Below are 18,098 nucleotides of genomic sequence, written 5' to 3' on the forward strand. Positions count from 1 at the left end.
CTGGATTTCGTACTGATTGACTGAGCCTCAGACCACGGCACCTTAGGGTGCCGTGGTTTTTTATGGGGAAGATATGAATATATAGCGACATCATGTGACCTATCGCACCAATCACTACCCACCCGGCTCAATCCTGAGTTAACATGTGTGCCACATCACAAAACCTGCTGGCCGACGTTGCCGGCAGGGTCATCCTCAGACAGGAGTTCCTAAATGTCCAAGCAACAAATCGGCGTTGTCGGCATGGCGGTAATGGGCCGCAACCTCGCGCTGAACATCGAGAGCCGTGGTTACACCGTTTCCATTTTCAACCGTTCTGGCGACAAAACTGACGAAGTGATCGCTGAGAACCCGGGCAAGAATCTGGCGCCGTATTACACCGTTGAAGAGTTTGTCGAATCGCTGGAAAAACCGCGCCGCATCCTGCTGATGGTGAAAGCGGGTGAAGCAACGGATAAAACCATTGCCTCGCTGACTCCGCACCTGGACAAGGGCGATATTCTGATCGACGGCGGCAACACCTACTATCAGGACACCATCCGTCGTAACCGCGAACTGTCCGACCAGGGCTTCAACTTCATCGGTACCGGCGTTTCCGGCGGTGAAGAGGGCGCGCTGAAAGGGCCTTCCATCATGCCTGGCGGCCAGAAAGAAGCTTACGAGCTGGTGGCGCCAATCCTGGAGAAAATCGCTGCGGTTGCGGAAGGCGAGCCTTGCGTGACCTACATCGGCGCAGACGGTGCTGGCCACTATGTGAAGATGGTGCACAACGGCATCGAATACGGCGACATGCAGCTGATTGCCGAAGCCTATTCTCTGCTGAAGCAGGCACTGAACCTGAGCAACGAGCAGCTGGCCGAAACCTTCGCCGAGTGGAACAAGGGCGAACTGAACAGCTACCTGATCGACATCACCAAAGACATCTTCACCAAGAAAGACGAAGAGGGTAAATACCTGGTCGATGTGATCCTTGACGAAGCCGCCAACAAAGGCACTGGCAAGTGGACCAGCCAGAGCTCGTTGGATCTGGGCGAACCACTGTCGCTGATCACCGAGTCGGTGTTCGCACGCTACCTGTCCTCGCTGAAAGATCAGCGCGTTGCCGCCTCTAAAGTGCTGACCGGCCCGAAAGTGGCGCCGTTCACCGGCGACAAAGCTGAATTCATCGAGAAAGTGCGTCGCGCGCTGTATCTGGGCAAGATCGTATCCTACGCGCAGGGCTTCTCTCAGCTGAAAGCCGCGTCTAAAGAAAACAACTGGGATCTGCACTACGGCGAAATCGCCAAGATCTTCCGCGCCGGCTGCATCATCCGCGCTCAGTTCCTGCAGAAGATCACCGACGCTTACGCGGCGGATGCCGATATCGCCAACCTGATGCTGGCGCCATACTTCAAGCAAATCGCCGACGAGTACCAGCAGGCGCTGCGTGACGTGGTGGCTTACGCCGTGCAGAACGGTATTCCTACGCCGACCTTCTCCGCTGCGATCGCCTACTACGACAGCTACCGCTCCGCGGTGCTGCCGGCGAACCTGATCCAGGCGCAGCGCGACTACTTCGGTGCGCACACCTATAAACGTATCGACAAGGAAGGCGTGTTCCATACCGAATGGATGGAATAAGCCCGTTCGTTGAACGATAAAAAAAGCCGCCGAGGTTAACGCCCGGCGGCTTTTTTATTGGGCGTGATTTAACGTCACGCTTTTTTCTGATGCCGCTGGCGCAGCCGGCCGATCACCGCACTCAGATCCAGATCCTGGTCCTGCAGCAGCACCAGCAGGTGATAGACCAGATCCGAAGCTTCGTTGGTCAGTTCCTCGCGATCGTTGACCGTGGCGGCCAGCGCGGTTTCCACGCCTTCCTCCCCGACCTTCTGCGCAATGCGCTTGGTGCCGCTGGCGTACAGGCTGGCGGTGTATGAGCTGTCCGGGCTGGCGTGCTTGCGCTCTGCCAACAGCTGTTCCAGCTGATAGAGGAACGTCCAGTCGCTGGCGGCCGGGTGGAAGCAGCTGCTGTTGCCGAGGTGGCAGGTCGGGCCGATCGGGTTGGCCAATACCAGCAGCGTGTCGTTATCGCAGTCCGGCGTGATGCTGACCACTTTGAGGAAGTGGCCGGAGCTTTCACCCTTGGTCCACAGGCGCTGCTTGGTGCGCGAGAAGAAGGTGACGTTGCCGCTCTGCTCGGTGGTCGCCAGCGCTTCCGGCGTCATGTAACCCAGCATCAGCACTTCGCCGGAAACGGCGTGCTGCACGATGGCCGGCATCAGGCCGTCGGTTTTTTCCCAGTCCAGCTGGTTGCTCTGTTGTTCTGTCAGCACACGCGAATCTCCACGCCTTGTTCAACCAGGAACCTTTTCAGTTCGCCGATATTGATGATTTGTTTGTGGAACACCGACGCCGCCAGCGCGCCGTCAACGTCCGCATCGCGGAACGCTTCCAGGAAGTGCGCCATGGTGCCCGCGCCGCCGGAGGCGATCAGCGGCACCTTGCAGGCCTCGCGTACCAGGCGCAGCTGCTGCAGATCGTAACCGTTGCGCACGCCGTCCTGGTTCATCATGTTCAGCACGATCTCCCCGGCGCCGCGGCGCTGCACTTCCTGTACCCAGTCGAGGGTTTCCCACTGGGTGATGCGGGTGCGGCTCTCGTCGCCGGTATATTGGTTGACGTGATACTTGCCGGTTTCACTGTCGAACCAGGTGTCGATGCCCACGACGATACACTGCACGCCAAAGCGTTCTGCCAGGCGGCTAATCAGCTCAGGATCGGCCAGCGCCGGCGAGTTGATCGAAATCTTGTCGGCGCCGAAAGACAGGATCTGGCTGGCGTCCTCGGCACTTTTAATGCCGCCGGCGACGCAGAACGGAATATCAATCACCTCCGCCACGCGCGATACCCAACTTTTGTCCACCACCCGGCCGTCGCTTGAGGCGGTGATATCGTAAAACACCAGCTCGTCCGCACCTTCTTGCGCATAGCGCTGCGCCAGCGGCACGATGTCGCCGATGATTTCGTGGTTGCGGAACTGCACGCCTTTCACCACTTGCCCGTCTTTAACATCCAGGCACGGGATTATCCGTTTTGCCAGCATGCGATCGCCTCCTCAACGCTAAATTTACCTTCCAGCAGGGCGCGCCCCACGATCACGCCGGCAACGCCGCTGCCGCGCAGCTGGGCGATGTCATCCAGACTGCCAATGCCGCCCGAAGCCTGGAAGGCCACCTGCGGATAACGGCGGCTGATCGCCTGATACAGCGCCACGTTGGAACCGGCCAGCGTACCGTCGCGCGAAATATCGGTGCACAGCACGTGTTTCAGCCCGTAGGGCAGGAACTGCTCCACCACCTGTTCAAGCGTGGCGTCGGAATCCTCCTGCCAGCCGCTGATGGCCACGCGTTTCACGCCCTGCGCGTCGATGCGCACGTCCAGCGCCAGCACCAGCGCGTCGGCGCCGTAGCGCCCGAACCAGCTCTGCACCAATTGCGGCTGTTTCACCGCGGTAGAGCCGATCACCACGCGCGTGGCGCCGGCCTCCAGCAGGGCGCTGACGTCTTGCTCGTTGCGGATGCCGCCACCGACCTGAACCGGCACGTCAACCCCCGCCAGCAGCTTGCGCAGCAGCGCGATCTGGCGCGCCGTCGGATCCTTGGCGCCGGTCAAATCGACCAGGTGCAGCACCTGCGCGCCCTGTTGTTGATAGTCCTGCAGGCGCAACAGCGGATCGTTGCCGTAGTCGCGCTGTTGGCCGTAATCGCCCTGATGCAAACGCACTACGTTGCCGTCGATCAAATCCAAAGCCGGAATAATCATGCTGCCTACATCTCCAGAAAGTTTTTCAACAGTTGCGCACCGGCCTCTCCAGAACGTTCTGGATGAAACTGCACGCCGAAGAAGTTGTCTTTTTGCACGGCGGCGGTGAAGGGCTCGCCGTAGTTCGCCTGAGCGATGGTGCTGGGGCATATCGGCATCGCATAGCTGTGAACGAAATAGAAGTAGGCGCCGTCATCGATGCCGCGGAACAGGTGGTGGCCCGCCTGCGCGGACACCTGATTCCAGCCCATGTGCGGCAGCGGCAGGCCGAAGTCGGTCATCTGCTTCACCGGCGTATCGATGAGGCCGAGTGTCGCCACGCCGCCGTTCTCTTCGCTGCTGGCCGCCAGCAGCTGCATGCCGAGGCAGATGCCCAGCACCGGTTGAGAGCAGGCCTTGATCAGCTCGATCAGATCCCGCTCGCGCAGTTGATCCATCGCCGCCTGTGCGGTACCGACGCCCGGCAGGAACAGCTTGTCGGCGCGCAGCACGATCTCCGGATCGCGGCTCACCTCCGGCTGGTAACCCAGGCGCCGCACCGCGTAGGTGACGGAGGCCAGGTTGGCGCAGCCGGTATCCAAAATCACCACATTCATCACAGCACTCCTTTCGAGCTCGGCAGGGTATTGCCCTCGACGCGGATCGCCTGGCGCAGCGTGCGGCCAAACACTTTGAACAGGCTCTCGACCCGATGGTGATCGTTTTTGCCCTTGGTCTTCAGGTGCAGCGTGCAACCCATGGTGTAGGAGAGCGAACGGAAGAAGTGCTCGACCATTTCGGTGCTGAGATCGCCGACGCGCTGATAGTTGAACTCGGCCTTGTACTCCAGGTGTGGGCGGCCGGAGATATCCAGCGCGCAGCGCGCCAGGCATTCGTCCATCGGCAACACGAAGCCGAAGCGGGCGATGCCGCGCTTGTCGCCGAGCGCCTTGTTCAGCGCTTCACCCAGCGCCAGGCCGGTGTCTTCCACCGTGTGGTGATCGTCGATATACAGATCGCCTTTGACGTCGATCTCCATGCGGAAGCCGCCGTGGGTGGCGATCTGATCCAGCATGTGATCGAAGAAGCCGACACCGGTTTTGATCTTGCTGCCGCCTTCGCGATCCAGCCAGACGTTGACGTCGATCTGCGTCTCTTTGGTCACGCGGTTAACCCGCGCGTGGCGGTCGCGCAGGGTCAGCTGGCGCACGATCTCTTTCCAGCCCAGCACGCCGCGCTGGTAGCGCAGCCCCTGGATGCCCATGTTTTCCGCCAGCTGCACGTCGGTCGGCCGATCGCCGATCACGTAGCTGTGGGCGGCATTCAGCACACCGGGTTCGAGGTAACCCTTCACCAGCGCGGTTTTCGGCTTGCGGCAGTCGCAGTTGTCCGCCGGCAGGTGCGGGCAGATCAGCACATCGGCGAATTGAATGCCCTGCGAGCTGAGGATCTGCATCATCAGGTTGTGCGGCGGATCGAAGGTTTCCTGCGGGAAACTGGCGGTGCCGAGCCCATCCTGATTGGTGATCATCACCAGCTGATACCCCGCCTGTTGCAGCGCCAGCAGGGAAGGGATCACGTCCGGCTCGAGTGCCAGCTTGTCCAGGCGGTCAACCTGGAAATCTTCCGGTGGCTCGGCGATCAGCGTGCCGTCACGATCGATAAAGAGGGTTTTTTGGCTCACATTGGCTCCTGGCGAGTCGGGTTGGCGCCGGGCAGGGCGGACAAGGCGTCCACCACGCGTTGACATTCGTCGCGGGTGCCTATGGTGATGCGCAGGCAGCCGGACAACCCGGGCTGTTTGTTTTGGTCTCGTAAGATAATGCCCTGATCCCACAAGCTTTTAAACACATTACTTGAGGCAGTGAAGCGGGCCAGCAGGTAATTGCTGTCGCTGGCGAAAACCTGCTCGACGCAGGCGCATTTTTCCAGCTGTTGCTGCAGCCAGCTGCGGGTGGCTGCGATGTCGGTGACGCGCTGGCGCATGGTGCGGATACCTTCTTCGCTCAGCGCCTGCGCGGCGATATCCGCCACCGGCGTCGAGAGCGGGTAAGGCGCGATCACCTTCAGCAGCAGGGCGATCAGATCTTCGTTGGCGAGCGTAAAGCCGCAGCGCAGGCCGGCCAGCGCAAAGGCCTTCGACAGCGTGCGCAGGATAGCCAGGTGCGGATAGTCGCTCAGCCACCCGGCCACCGAGGCCTGCGGGCAAAACTCGATATAGGCTTCGTCCACCGCGACGATCGCCTTGCCTTTGGCCAGCTCCAACAGGCTGCGCAGAGAGTCCGGATCGATCAGGTTGCCGGTCGGGTTGTTCGGGCTGCAGACGTAGATCAGCTTCACGTTGTCCAGGCTGTCTGCGATGGCCGGCAAATCCAGCTGCCAGTCCTCTTTGGCGGCTACGGTGCGGCGCTCCACGCCGAAAGTTTCGGCGCTGACGGCGTACATGCCGTAGGTCGGCGGGCAGAACAGAATGGCGTCTTTACCCGGCTCGCAGAAGGCGCGGATCAGCAGCTCGATGCCTTCATCGGCGCCGCGGCTGATCAGCACCTGCTCTTTCTTCACCCCGGCGTAGGCGGCGTAGCGTTCGATCACCAACGCCGGCTGGCACTCCGGATAGCGGTTGAAGGTTTGTGCGGTCAGCTGGAACTCGGGTGCGATCGGGTATTCGTTGGCGTTCAACCACACGTCGCCCTTACCACCGAGGCGGCGCGCCGATTGATAAGGGGTCAGCTCGCGAACGTTGGCGCGCGCCAGTTTTTCGATGCTCATGCTTGCTCCTTCAGGGCGGCGACGCGCAAGGTCACGGCGTTCTTGTGGGCGATCAACTGCTCGGCGGCAGCCAGGGTCTCGATGGTGGCGGCCAGGTTGCTGAAGCCCTGCGGCGTCAGCTCCTGCACCGTCATGCGTTTTTGAAAATCGGCCAGCCCCAGGCTGGAGCAGGTGGCGGTGTAACCGTAGGTCGGCAGCACGTGGTTGGTGCCGGAGGCGTAATCGCCGGCGGACTCCGGCGACCAGTCGCCGAGGAACACCGAACCGGCGCTGGTGATGTCGTCTACCAGCTCGCGCGCATTGCGGGTCTGAATGATCAGGTGCTCCGGGCCGTAGCGGTTGCTGATGGCCACGCACTCAGGCAGATCGCGCGCCACAATCAGGCGGCTGCTCGCCAGCGCCTGGCGGGCGGTCTCGGCGCGCGGCAGCTCGGCCAGCTGGCTTTCCACCGCATCGGCCACCGCCTGCGCCATTGCCGCGTCCGGCGTCAGCAGGATCACCTGCGAATCCGGGCCGTGTTCGGCCTGCGACAGCAGATCGGAAGCGACGAACGCCGGGGTAGCGCCGGCGTCGGCGATCACCAGCACCTCCGAAGGCCCGGCCGGCATGTCGATAGCCGCGCCGTCGAGACGCTGGCTGACCTGCCGCTTGGCTTCGGTCACGAAGGCGTTGCCCGGCCCGAAGATTTTCGCTACGCGCGGTACGCTTTCGGTGCCGAACGCCAGGGCGGCGATCGCCTGCGCGCCCCCGACCTGAAACACTTCCTGCACGCCGCACAGCTGTGCCGCATACAGGATCTCATCGGCGATTGGCGGCGGCGAGCACAGCACCACCCGGCGGCAACCGGCGATGCGCGCCGGCGTCGCCAGCATCAGCACGGTGGAGAACAGCGGCGCCGACCCGCCGGGAATATACAGGCCCACCGAGTCGATTGGGCGGGTCACCTGCTGACAGCGCACGCCCGGCTGCGTTTCGACGTCCACCGGCGGCAGTCGCTGCGCGTTGTGGAAGGTGTCCACGTTGGCGACGGCCAGCGCCATCGCCTGTTTGATGTCATCGCCCAGCCGCGCGCAGGCGGCGGCGATCTGCTCGGCGCTGACGCGCAGTGCGGCGACGTCCGCCTTGTCGAAACGGGCGCTGTAGTCGCGCAGCGCCCGATCGCCGTTGGCCTTCACGTTGTCGAGGATCTCGCTCACCGTGCGGGTGATGCTGTCGGAAGCGGCGATTGCCGGGCGCATCAGCAGCTCGGCCTGGCGTTCGGCGCTGCACGTTGCCCAATCGATCGGCGTGTTGAAGGTCGACATGGCGTTACTCCATCATCTTTTCAATCGGCAGCACCAGAATCGAGCTGGCGCCGAGCGCTTTCAGTTTTTCCATGGTTTCCCAGAACAGGGTTTCGCTGCTGACCATGTGCATCGCCACGCGGTTCTGCGCGCCGGCCAGCGGCAGAATGGTCGGGCGCTCGGCGCCCGGCAGCAGCGCGACGATCTCGTCCAGTTTCTCGCTCGGCGCGTGCAGCATGATGTATTTGGATTCGCGCGCCTGGATCACGCCCTGAATGCGGGTCATCAGGCGGTCGATCAGCTGCTGTTTGGCTTCCGGCATTTCGCCGTCGCGCTGGATCAGGCAGGCCTTGGAGCGGTAGATCACCTCGACTTCGCGCAGGCCGTTGGCCTCCAGCGTGGCGCCGGTAGAGACCAGATCGCAGATGGCGTCGGCCAGGCCGGCGCGCGGCGCCACTTCCACCGAACCGTTCAGCAGGCAAGATTTGAAGCGCACGCCCTGCTGGTCGAGGTATTGCTTCAGCAGGTGCGGGTAAGAGGTAGCGATGCGGGCGTCCTGCAGGCTTTGCGGGCCGGCGTATTCGGCGTCGAGCGGGGTGGCCAGCGACAGGCGGCAGCCACCGAAATCGAGGCGGCGCAGGGTGAAGTAACGCGGGTCTTCGCCCTGAGCGCGGCGGCTGAGCAGCTCTTCTTCCAGCACGTTTTCGCCGATGATGCCCAGATCGACCACGCCGTCCATCACCAGGCCCGGAATGTCGTCGTCGCGCACGCGCAGGATATCGATCGGCATGTTCTCGGCGAAGGCGATCAGACGCTGCTGCTGCAGGTTGATCTTGATGCCGCAGCGCGCCAGCAGTTCCTGGGATTCATCGCTCAGGCGGCCCGACTTCTGCATTGCGATCCGTAAACGTGTCTTGTCCAGCATGGTAACCTCTGTTTAATCTGTAATTTTATGAATTTATTGTAAAAACTATTCTTTTTGTCTGTCCGGAGCCAAAAAAAAACCCTCGGAAGATATCTTCCGAGGGCTCTCTCTTGCGTTCTGCGCGCCACTGGAAGATTAACAAACCGTCTTCCAGCACTCATCGCCTGAAAGACTAGTCAGGGTGATGGTGATGATGGTGGTTGAACTGAACGCGTGTCATGGTGTTTTTCTCTAATCAAAAGCCGGTAAAAACCGTATGCCAATTAAGCTAAACTATCCGCTGTCCACCGCGCAACCCTTTTTTAACGTCATAAATTTAATTTATTGAAACAGGTTAGGTTATTAGCCACACACGGCTTTACCTAACCTTAAGCCGGGCAGATTGTATCGCCGTGCACAGTGGCGTAGCCTTAAGGGCAGGGCGCTGCGATCTTCAGGAGAGGAAGAGGATGAAAAAGGTAGCCATTATTGGTTTGGGTTGGCTGGGCATGCCGTTGGCGCTGTCGCTGATGGGGCGCGGGTATGATGTGGTCGGCAGCAAAACCACGCCGGACGGCGTCGAGGCCGCGCGCATGAGCGGCATCGAATGCTATCAACTGGAGCTGACGCCGGAGCTGGTGTGCGATCCGGACGATCTGGAATCGCTGCTGCGCGTGGATGCGCTGGTGGTGACGCTGCCCGCGCGCCGCACCGTCGAAGGCAGCGAGAACTATTTCAATGCGGTGCGCATGCTGGTGGACAGCGCGATGGCCTTCGGCGTGCCGCGGGTGATCTTTACCAGTTCCACCTCGGTGTACGGCGAAACCGCCGGCACGCTGCGCGAAGAGTCGCCGCTGCGGCCGGTCTCGCCGTCGGGCCAGGTGCTGGCCGAGCTGGAGCGCTGGCTGCATGAATTGCCGAACACCTCGGTGGACATTCTGCGGCTGGCGGGGCTGGTGGGCGCCGATCGCCACCCCGGTCGCTTCCTGGCGGGCAAACTCGACGTGAAGGGCGGGTCGCAGGGGGTGAATCTGGTGCACCAGGACGACGTCATCGCCGCCATCCAACTGTTGCTGAAGCTGCCGAAGGGCGGCCATGTGTACAATCTGTGCGCGCCGCATCATCCGGCCAAACGCGAATTTTACCCGGCGCTGGCCGAACAGCTGCACCTGGAGCCGCCGCAGTTCGCCGACGAAGCGGTGCAGGATGAGCGGCTGGTGGACGGCAACCGCATCTGCAACGAGCTGGGTTTTGAGTACCAGTATCCCGATCCGGCGCGCATGCCGGTCAGTTAAGGCAGCCTACGCCGTTTAAAGCGGGAAAAGGTGGCTCGTCACAAAGTCGACGAACAGCCTGATTTTGACTGACAGGTGGCGGCCCGACGGCCAGAGGACATGAAAAACCATGTTCTCGCGGTCGTATTCATCCAGAACCGTCACCAGGCTGCCCTGTTCCAGCTGTCTGCGCACGGCGATTTCCGGCAAATAAGCGATGCCGAGCCCTTGCTCCGCGAAGCACACCTGCGGATCGAGGGTATTTGTCACCATGCTGGCCGGCCGTTCGGGGATCATCTCCGTCTTGTCTCCCAGCGGCCAGACATCCAGTTTGCCGGTGCTGGGAAAGCGATAATGCAAACGGGCATGGCTTGTCAGATCCTCGGGCTTGCTCGGCATACCCGCTTTGCTGAAATAACCCGGCGCGCCAACGAAAACCTTGCGGCAGGTACCCAGCCGGCGGGCAACCAGCCGTGAGTCGCTCGGGGTTCCGCTGCGGATAACGGCATCGAAACCTTCCTCAATCACGTCAACCAGCCGATCCGAATAATCAATATCCAGCTCGATCTCAGGATAGCGGCGTTTGAAGTCCCCCAGTTTTGGCATGAAAAGCGTGCCCAGCGACGGCAGACTGATGCGCAGCTTGCCCTGGGGCGTTCCCCGCGTTTGCAACAGTTCGGCTTCCGCCTCTTTCACCTCGCTCAAAATGCGTCGACACCTTTCCAGGAACAAGGCCCCTTCCGGCGTTAGGTTGACCGTGCGGGTGGAGCGGTGAAACAGCCGCACGCTGAGCCGTTCCTCCAGCCGGGCGATGGTTTTGCTGACCGCCGACGCGGAGATCCCCAGCTGTTGCCCGGCCGCCGTGAAACTGCGGCTTTCACTGACCCGAACGAAAACGTCGAGAGAACCCAGACTTTCCATAGGCTTCCATTCTATTGATGACTTTTTTGTCATGAGTGTTATTCACTTTAGCCTGTTTTTCTTTTATCGGCGAGTGGGCAGCATGATGCAACCGTCATCCGCAATGAGCGGAAACATCTTTGAATGGGGAGTGATTGATGAATCAAACGACGATATCTGCGCCTGCCGGGAGCAGCGAGCGGTTGCCGCTGGGGGGCCTGCTGGCATTGGCGATGGCCGCTTTTATCACGCTGCTGACCGAGATCATGCCGGCGGGCGTGCTTTCTTCGATCGCGGGCGATTTGAACGTATCTGAAAGTCTGGCGGGGCAGTTCATCACCGCCTATGCGGTGGGGGCGTTGGTCGCCGCTATTCCGCTCACCGCATTGACGCAAGGCATGCGGCGCCGCCCCTTGCTCTTGAGTGCGATCGGCGGTTTTGCCATCGTTAACCTCGTCACGGCGCTGTCGCATGATTACCACGTCTCATTGGCGACGCGTTTCTTCGCCGGCGTTTTCGGCGGCATCGTTTGGTCCTTGCTGGCCGGTTACGCCGTGCGCATGTCACCGGCCCATCTTGGCGGCCGCGCTATTGCGATCTCCGGCGCCGGCGCCACCCTGGCGCTGGTGCTCGGCGTACCGCTCGGCACGTTGCTTGGCCGAGCCATCGGCTGGCAGGGCGCCTTTGGCCTGATGACGTTGATGGCGCTGATGCTCGTGGTGTGGATCATCGCTATCGTGCCGGATTTCCCCGGCCAGGCTAAGGCGCATCGCCCGTCTCTGAGCGGCGTATTCTTGCAATGCGGGATCCGCGCCGTGCTGTTCGTGGTGTTCACCTTCATCGTTGCCCACAACATTCTGTATATCTACCTGGAGCCTTTCCTCACGCCGTCGGGGTTATCCGAGCGGGTCGATATCGTGCTGTTTATCTTCGGGCTGGGCGCGATTGCCGGATTGGGCGTCGCCGGGATGCTGGTCGATCGACGAGTCCAATCTCTTACGGTGATGAGCATCGTCATCTTTGCCCTCGCCGCCGTGCTGCTGGGAAGTGGGGGGCGGATAGCCCCGATGGTGTATCTCGCGGTCGCATTGTGGGGCGCGGCTTTCGGCGGTTTTGCCACCCTCACGCAGACGGCATTGTCACGCCTTTCCGGCCGTGCGGCCGACGTGGCACAGTCCATGTATACCACGGGCTGGAATACCGCCGTGGCCGCCGGTGGCGCGATCGGCGGCATGCTGCTCGACAGGGGCGGGGCGGCCTCTTTTGCCTGGGCCATTATCGGGCTCCTCATCCTGTCTTTAACCGGCACGCTGTTTGCCATGAATCGGGCGCTGGCCTCTCAGCGATGAGGCGATTGGCGTGCGGCGCGCGCCAAATCCTCCAGCAGCGCGTTCAACGCCTCGTCGGGCTGGACGGGGCGGCTGACCAGGCTGAGCGTGGCGCGGTAAGAGAGCGCCGCGCCGCCCAGCTGCCGCAGCAGCCCCTGTTCCACCCAGCGCGCCGCGTAGTGGGTGGGCAGGTAGCCGAGACAGGTGCCGCTCAGCACCAGATGGGCGACGCTTTCCATATGGTGGGCCACCGCCGCCAGGTGCGGCGGTGCGATCGGACACAGCTGCTGCGCCAGCAGGTAGCCGCGCTTGACCCAGCGCGCGTTTTCAATCTGCTCGCGCTCCGGTTCTTCCACCGCGAACAGCGGGTGATCCTCACTGCAGTAGATCGCCTGCGTCTCTTCCAGCCACGGCTGATAACGCAACGCCTCCAACTGTTGGCCGAAGTAGCCGATGCCCAGATCGAGCTGCCGGTGCAGCAGCCCTTGCTCAATCTCGTTCGGTGAGCAGATGCGGCACTGCAATTGCACGTCCTGATGTCGGCGCTGGAAGTGCTTGATGGCCTGGCTGAACGGGTTGCCCGGCAGCGAAACCAGATTATCCACCAGACCGATCTGCAGATCGCCGGTCAGCAGGCCGTTCAGCGACTGGCTGACCCGGGTGAAGTCGCGGGCGGCGTTGAACAGCGAGCGGCAGGCGATCAACATGCGTTCGCCCTTGGGCGTCAGCCGGAAGCCGGAGCGGCCGCGCTGGCACAGGCGAAAACCCAACCGGGTTTCCAGCGAGGCCAGGTGGGTGCTGATGGTGGACTGGTTCATCAGCAGCGCTTCCTGCGCGGCGCTGACACCCTGGGCTTCCGCCACCGCGACGAACACCCGCAGCAGTTTCAGATCGATATCGCTTAGGTTGGTGAGCATTCCCCCTCCGCAGAACGTCGGCCGGTTAACCCATTTTTAACATCGAAAAAATAGGGGCGGCGCTGAAGATATGGCCTTCCTTATGGCATGAAGTGGAAATAAAAATCAATACTTCAATGAGTTAGTTGCATCTCGTTTTTCGATGTTTACATGCAAAAGCGGGAATGGTAGCCGGGGTGGCCAACGGGGTAGTCTGCGAATGTTGCTCAAATGTTTCAATTCATCGCAGATCAAGACAAGGAAACGCCATGCTGAACCAACCCCAAAGCGGTAACGATATGCCGCGCTTTGCCGGTATTCCCACCATGATGCGCCTGCCCGTAGCCGATCAGGCGCACGGTCTGGACGCCGCCTTTGTCGGCATTCCGCTGGATATCGGCACCTCCAACCGCAGCGGCACCCGCTATGGCCCGCGCCAGATCCGCCAGGAGTCGGTGATGATCCGCCCTTACAACATGGGCACCGGCTCCGCCCCGTTCGAACGGCTGCAGGTGGCCGATCTGGGGGATGTCGCCATCAACCCCTACAGCCTGGCGGACAGCGTGCAGCGCATCGAGGCGGCTTACCACGAGATCCTGGCGCACGGCTGCATGCCGTTGACGCTCGGCGGGGACCACACGCTGACGCTGCCGGTGCTGCGCGCCGTCGCCCGCCGACATGGCCCGGTCGGGCTGATCCACGTCGATGCGCATTCCGACACCAACGAGGAGATGTTCGGCGAACAGCTGGCGCATGGCACCACCTTCCGCCGCGCGTTCGAGGAAGGGCTGCTGGCGCCGGAAAAGGTGGTACAGATTGGCCTGCGCGGCAGCGGCTATGCGGCGGACGACTTCGACTGGTCACGCCGCCAGGGCTTCCGCGTGGTGCCGGCCGAGGCCTGCTGGCACCGGTCGTTGACGCCGCTGATGGCGGAGATCCGCGAACAGATGGGCGATGCGCCGGTTTATCTCAGCTTCGATATCGATGGGCTGGATCCGGCCTTCGCGCCGGGCACCGGCACGCCGGAGGTCGGTGGGCTGTCGGTCTGGCAGGGGCTGGAAATCGTGCGCGGCTGCTGCGGGCTGAACCTGGTGGGCGGCGACGTGGTGGAGGTGTCGCCGCCTTACGATCGCTCCGGCAACACGGCGCTGCTGGCCGCCAACCTGCTGTTTGAAATGTTGTGCGTGCTGCCGGCCCGCTGAGGCCGGTGCACTGACCCTACCGGCGGAGCGGTTGCGTCGGGACCCCTGATAACAATAACAACGGAGTGGAGGTACCCATGAATCTCGATCTGCTGGTCGTGGTGTTTTACTTTCTGGTGATCGGCGCGGTGGGGTGGATGGGCATTCGCCGCGCCAATTCCAAAGAGGCGTATCTGGTCGCCGGGCGCAATCTGGGGCCGGGGCTGTATCTGGGCACGCTGTCGGCGGTGGTGCTCGGCGGCGCATCGACCATCGGCAGCGTTAAACTCGGCTACACCTACGGCATCTCCGGCGTCTGGCTGTGCGGCGCGCTGGGGCTGGGCATCGTGGTGCTGAGCCTGGTGCTGGCCAAGCCGCTGCTCAAGCTGAAGCTGTATACCGTCAGCCAGGTGCTGTCGCAGCGCTATCACCCGGCGGCGCGGGTCACCAGCGGCGCGATCATGCTGGCGTATGACCTGATGGTGGCGGTGACCTCGATCATCGCCATCGGCAGCGTGATGCAGGTGATGTTCGGCCTGTCGTTCAGCACGTCTATCCTGCTCGGCGGCGGGCTGGTGGTGCTGTATTCGACGCTGGGGGGGATGTGGTCGCTGACGCTGACCGACATCATTCAGTTCATCATCATGACCGTCGGCATGATGCTGGTGCTGATGCCGATGAGCATCGTCAAGGCCGGCGGCTGGGAGGCGTTCACCAGCCTGCTGCCCGCCGGTTACTACCGGCTGTCGTCGATCGGGCTGGACACCATTCTGGTGTTCTTCCTGATCTACTTCTTCGGCATTCTGATCGGTCAGGACATCTGGCAGCGGGTGTTTACCGCCCGCAGCGCCAACGTGGCGCGCTTCGCCGGGCTGGGGGCGGGCGTCTATTGCGTGCTGTACGGCGTGACCGGTGCGCTGATCGGCATGGCCGGCAAGATCGTGCTGCCGTCGCTCAGCAACACCGACGGCGCCTTCGCCGCCATCGCGCAGGCGGTGTTGCCGGTCGGCGTCAGCGGGCTGGTGGCCGCCGCGGCGTTGGCGGCGCTGATGTCCACCGCCAGCGCCTGCCTGCTGGCCTCTTCCACTATCGCGCTGGAGGACGTATTGCCGGCCATCCGGCGCAAACCTTCCGGCGGGTTGGCCGCCGGGCGCTTCACCACGCTTCTCATGGGCATGGCCATGCTGGGGCTGGCGTTTGTGGTACGTGACGTGCTGGCGGCGCTGACGCTGGCCTATAACCTGCTGGTGGGCGGCATGCTGATCCCGCTGGTGGGGGCGATCTTCTGGCCGCGCGCCACCAGCGCCGGCGCCATTGCCAGCATGTTGACCGGCAGCCTGTGCGTGGTGGGGTTGATGGCCTGGCACGGCATCGACGCCAACAGCCCAATCTACGGCGGCCTGCTGGGCGGCGGCGTCGCCTTCGTGCTGGGCAGCCTGTTGAGCCGCCCGGCAGCACAGCTGCAGCCGCAAACCGAGCGTTGAAAAGACGAGGTGGGACATGAACAATCGCAATGTGGCGTCACGCCCAAAAATTGAAGTGCGCTCGATAGACTATGTGCCCCGTCACGAACGGCATGGCAAGGTTTGGCATCAGGCGCCGTTTTGGTTCACCGGTAATTTCGTTTTGACGACGATGGTGGTCGGTTTCACCGGCCCGGCGCTGGGGTTGGGCGCGCTTTATTCGATGCTGGCCATTGCCGCCGGCGTAGGGTTCGGCACGTTCTTCATGGCGTGCCATGCCAACCAGGGGCCGCGCATGGGGCTGCCGCAGATGATCCAGTCGCGGGCCCAATTCGGCCTGCGTGGGGCCATCGTTCCCTTTGCCGCCGTGGTGTTTGTTTACATCGGCTTCAATGTGTTCAACGTTATTCTCGCGACCGATGCGATCAACACGGTGTTGCCGGGCCACCGCCTGCCCTGGTATGCGTTGCTGATCGCGGTGGCCGTGCTGTTGGCGATCGTCGGCCACGATATGCTGCATGCGGTGCAGCGCTGGCTGACCTATGTGATGATGGCGGTGTTCGGCGTGCTGACAATCGGCGCCGTGTTGTCGCTGCGGATGGACGCCGCCGTCGGCGCCGGGCATTTCTCGTGGGCGGCCTTTTTGATTCAGCTGTCGGCCGCCGCCGGCTACCAGATCAGCTACGCGGTGTACGTCTCCGACTACTCACGCTATTTGCCGCATGAAACGCCGTCTGCCAACGTGATCTTTTGGACTTATCTGGGGGCCGCCGGATCGGCGCTTTGGCTGATGTCGCTGGGCGCATTTCTGGCCTCAGCCCTACCGGCCCCCGATGCGATCGGCAGCGTACAGGCGGTGGGTAATGCCGTTTACCCGGGGTTTGGCACGCTGACCGTGTTGATCGCCGTGCCCTCGCTGGTCGGCATCATGGCGGTCAACTGTTATGGCGCAATGTTGACCAGCCTCAGCGCGATTGACGCGTTCCGTAAAGTGACGCCGACGTTGAGATTACGCATGATCGGCATTGGCGTCGTCGCCCTGACGGTGTTTGCGGTTGCGTTGGCTATCCCGGCAAGCTATCTCACCAGCTTCAATACCTTCGTGCTGCTGATGCTGTATTTCCTGGTGCCCTGGACGGCGGTGAATCTGATGGACTTTTACGTGGTGCGCGGCGGGCATTACGCGATCGGTGAAATCTTCAACCCGGCGGGGATCTACGGCCGCTGGGGGCGCTCCGGCCTGACGGCCTACGCGATCGGCCTGCTGGCGATGGTGCCGTTCATGACGTTGGGCTTTTACACCGGCCCCTTTGCTGTTTTACTGGGCGGTGCGGATATCGCTTTTCTGGTCGGCCTGCTGGTGGCCGGGAGCGTTTATGTCGTGATGTGCCGGAAGCTCGATCTTGAAGCCGAACGGCGGGTGGCGTTGTGCTGCGAGGGTTTATTGGAAGGAGAACGGGAGTGAAGGAAAAAATCAGCGTCGCATGCTGTCAGTTAGCGTTGCGGGTCGGGGAAGCGGAACACAATCGGGCGCTGTCAGCCCAGGCGATCCGCCGGGCGGCGCAGCGCGGCGCCAACGTCATCGTGCTGCCGGAGCTGGTGAACAGCGGCTATGTGCTGCGCGATAAGACAGAGGCGCGGGCGTTGGCCGAGGGCGAAGACGGGCCGAGCCTCAGCCTGTGGGTAGCCCTGGCGCGCGAGTTGGATGTGGCGATCGTCGCCGGTTTCTGCGAGCGCCTGCCCGATGGCGAGGTGGCCAACAGTGCGGCATTGATCGATGCGCAGGGGGTGAGGGCGATTTATCGCAAAGCGCACCTGTGGCACGAAGAGAGCACCATTTTTATCGCCGGCGATCGGCCGCCGCCGGTCATCGAGACCCGCTTCGGCCGGTTGGCGGTGATGATCTGTTACGATCTCGAATTCCCTGAGTGGGTGCGGCTGCCGGCGCTGGCCGGCGCTCAGCTGCTGTGCGCGCCGGTCAACTGGCCGCTGGCGCCGCGCCCGCAGGGCGAACGGCCGGCGGAGATGGTGAAGGCGCAGGCCAACGCCGCCGTCAATCGGCTGTTCATCGCGGTGTGCGATCGTTGTGAAACGGAGCGCGGCGTTGCGTGGATCGGCGGCTCGGTGATCGTCGACGCCGACGGCTATCCATTGACGCAGAGCCTGGCGGGCGAAGGCATGGTACTGGCATCGATGGATATCGGCGCGGCTGATGACAAGCACATCGGCCGCCACAATCACGTGCATCGCGATCGGCGGCCGAAGTTGTATTGAAGCGGCGGGGCGGGCTGCCCCGCAGAGGGTTTTCGCCGGCGGG

Annotated in this window: 18 protein-coding genes and 1 other annotated feature; of the genes, 7 read left to right on the forward strand and 11 right to left on the reverse strand. The window is 62.5% G+C overall.

What is annotated here, in order from left to right; all coding sequences use genetic code 11:
* Nucleotides 1–213 precede the first annotated feature (213 nt).
* Nucleotides 214–1,620 carry an NADP-dependent phosphogluconate dehydrogenase gene (gene gndA, locus C9411_RS18825; protein WP_107227669.1) on the forward strand — a complete coding sequence of 469 codons (1,407 nt, stop codon included), beginning with the start codon at nucleotides 214–216 and terminating at the stop codon, nucleotides 1,618–1,620.
* A gap of 74 nt (nucleotides 1,621–1,694) precedes the next feature.
* On the opposite strand, the gene hisIE is transcribed toward gndA, so the two are convergent.
* From hisIE to hisL, 9 genes are all read right to left on the reverse strand, one after another.
* Nucleotides 1,695–2,315 (reverse strand): bifunctional phosphoribosyl-AMP cyclohydrolase/phosphoribosyl-ATP diphosphatase HisIE, encoded by a 621-nt coding sequence (hisIE, locus tag C9411_RS18830; RefSeq protein ID WP_063989344.1) that lies wholly within the window; start codon nucleotides 2,313–2,315, stop codon nucleotides 1,695–1,697.
* Complete coding sequence (gene hisF, locus C9411_RS18835; protein ID WP_063989345.1) at nucleotides 2,309–3,085, reverse strand: imidazole glycerol phosphate synthase subunit HisF; 777 nt, start codon at nucleotides 3,083–3,085, stop codon at nucleotides 2,309–2,311. The genes hisIE and hisF overlap by 7 nt, the downstream gene beginning before the upstream one ends.
* On the reverse strand, nucleotides 3,067–3,804 hold the full coding sequence (gene hisA, locus C9411_RS18840) for a 1-(5-phosphoribosyl)-5-[(5-phosphoribosylamino)methylideneamino]imidazole-4-carboxamide isomerase (RefSeq protein ID WP_063989346.1): 738 nt from the start codon (nucleotides 3,802–3,804) through the stop codon (nucleotides 3,067–3,069). The genes hisF and hisA overlap by 19 nt, the downstream gene beginning before the upstream one ends.
* 5 nt (nucleotides 3,805–3,809) lie before the next feature.
* Nucleotides 3,810–4,400, reverse strand: a complete 591-nt coding sequence (hisH, locus tag C9411_RS18845) for an imidazole glycerol phosphate synthase subunit HisH (RefSeq protein WP_063989347.1) — start codon at nucleotides 4,398–4,400, stop codon at nucleotides 3,810–3,812.
* Nucleotides 4,400–5,467 (reverse strand): bifunctional histidinol-phosphatase/imidazoleglycerol-phosphate dehydratase HisB, encoded by a 1,068-nt coding sequence (gene hisB / locus C9411_RS18850; RefSeq protein ID WP_063989348.1) that lies wholly within the window; start codon nucleotides 5,465–5,467, stop codon nucleotides 4,400–4,402. Before hisB ends, hisH begins: the two co-directional genes overlap by 1 nt.
* Nucleotides 5,464–6,552 (reverse strand): histidinol-phosphate transaminase, encoded by a 1,089-nt coding sequence (gene hisC / locus C9411_RS18855; protein WP_107227670.1) that lies wholly within the window; start codon nucleotides 6,550–6,552, stop codon nucleotides 5,464–5,466. Before hisC ends, hisB begins: the two co-directional genes overlap by 4 nt.
* Nucleotides 6,549–7,856: a histidinol dehydrogenase gene (hisD, locus tag C9411_RS18860; protein ID WP_107227671.1), complete on the reverse strand. Its 1,308-nt coding sequence runs from the start codon at nucleotides 7,854–7,856 to the stop codon at nucleotides 6,549–6,551. The genes hisC and hisD overlap by 4 nt, the downstream gene beginning before the upstream one ends.
* 4 nt (nucleotides 7,857–7,860) lie before the next feature.
* Nucleotides 7,861–8,760 carry an ATP phosphoribosyltransferase gene (hisG, locus tag C9411_RS18865; RefSeq protein ID WP_063989350.1) on the reverse strand — a complete coding sequence of 300 codons (900 nt, stop codon included), beginning with the start codon at nucleotides 8,758–8,760 and terminating at the stop codon, nucleotides 7,861–7,863.
* Between the two features lie 70 nt (nucleotides 8,761–8,830).
* Nucleotides 8,831–8,957: a sequence feature (His leader region), on the reverse strand.
* Entirely contained in the window at nucleotides 8,933–8,980 is a 48-nt protein-coding gene (gene hisL / locus C9411_RS18870) for a his operon leader peptide (RefSeq protein ID WP_100396937.1), read from the reverse strand. (Overlaps the previous feature by 25 nt.)
* Nucleotides 8,981–9,209: 229 nt before the next feature.
* Between hisL and C9411_RS18875 the strand changes: the two genes are divergently transcribed.
* The gene (locus tag C9411_RS18875; protein WP_107227672.1) at nucleotides 9,210–10,034 is read left to right on the forward strand and encodes an SDR family oxidoreductase; all 825 of its coding nucleotides are present in this window, start codon (nucleotides 9,210–9,212) and stop codon (nucleotides 10,032–10,034) included.
* A 15-nt stretch (nucleotides 10,035–10,049) separates the two neighbouring features.
* On the opposite strand, the gene C9411_RS18880 is transcribed toward C9411_RS18875, so the two are convergent.
* Entirely contained in the window at nucleotides 10,050–10,934 is an 885-nt protein-coding gene (locus tag C9411_RS18880; RefSeq protein WP_033637772.1) for a LysR family transcriptional regulator, read from the reverse strand.
* Nucleotides 10,935–11,071: 137 nt separating this feature from the next.
* On the opposite strand from C9411_RS18880, the gene C9411_RS18885 reads away from it, so the two are divergent.
* The gene (locus C9411_RS18885; protein ID WP_107227673.1) at nucleotides 11,072–12,262 is read left to right on the forward strand and encodes an MFS transporter; all 1,191 of its coding nucleotides are present in this window, start codon (nucleotides 11,072–11,074) and stop codon (nucleotides 12,260–12,262) included.
* Here the strand turns inward: C9411_RS18885 and C9411_RS18890 are convergent.
* Complete coding sequence (locus tag C9411_RS18890; protein WP_063989352.1) at nucleotides 12,253–13,158, reverse strand: LysR family transcriptional regulator; 906 nt, start codon at nucleotides 13,156–13,158, stop codon at nucleotides 12,253–12,255. The two genes, C9411_RS18885 and C9411_RS18890, sit on opposite strands and share 10 nt — an antisense overlap.
* Nucleotides 13,159–13,406: 248 nt before the next feature.
* Between C9411_RS18890 and speB the strand changes: the two genes are divergently transcribed.
* The 4 genes from speB (at nucleotide 13,407) to C9411_RS18910 (ending at nucleotide 18,055) form a co-directional block, all read left to right on the forward strand.
* Nucleotides 13,407–14,339 (forward strand): agmatinase, encoded by a 933-nt coding sequence (gene speB / locus C9411_RS18895; protein WP_063989353.1) that lies wholly within the window; start codon nucleotides 13,407–13,409, stop codon nucleotides 14,337–14,339.
* Nucleotides 14,340–14,416: 77 nt separating this feature from the next.
* On the forward strand, nucleotides 14,417–15,802 hold the full coding sequence (locus C9411_RS18900; RefSeq protein ID WP_107227674.1) for a sodium:solute symporter: 1,386 nt from the start codon (nucleotides 14,417–14,419) through the stop codon (nucleotides 15,800–15,802).
* Between the two features lie 16 nt (nucleotides 15,803–15,818).
* Entirely contained in the window at nucleotides 15,819–17,246 is a 1,428-nt protein-coding gene (locus C9411_RS18905; protein ID WP_107227675.1) for a cytosine permease, read from the forward strand.
* Nucleotides 17,243–18,055, forward strand: coding sequence for a nitrilase family protein (locus C9411_RS18910; RefSeq protein ID WP_063989356.1), 813 nt, complete (start codon nucleotides 17,243–17,245; stop codon nucleotides 18,053–18,055). Before C9411_RS18905 ends, C9411_RS18910 begins: the two co-directional genes overlap by 4 nt.
* The last annotated feature ends 43 nt before the right edge of the window (nucleotides 18,056–18,098 follow it).

It is taken from the genome of Serratia sp. Nf2 (genome assembly GCF_003028435.1).
GTDB classification, from domain to species: Bacteria; Pseudomonadota; Gammaproteobacteria; order Enterobacterales; family Enterobacteriaceae; genus Serratia; species Serratia marcescens_L.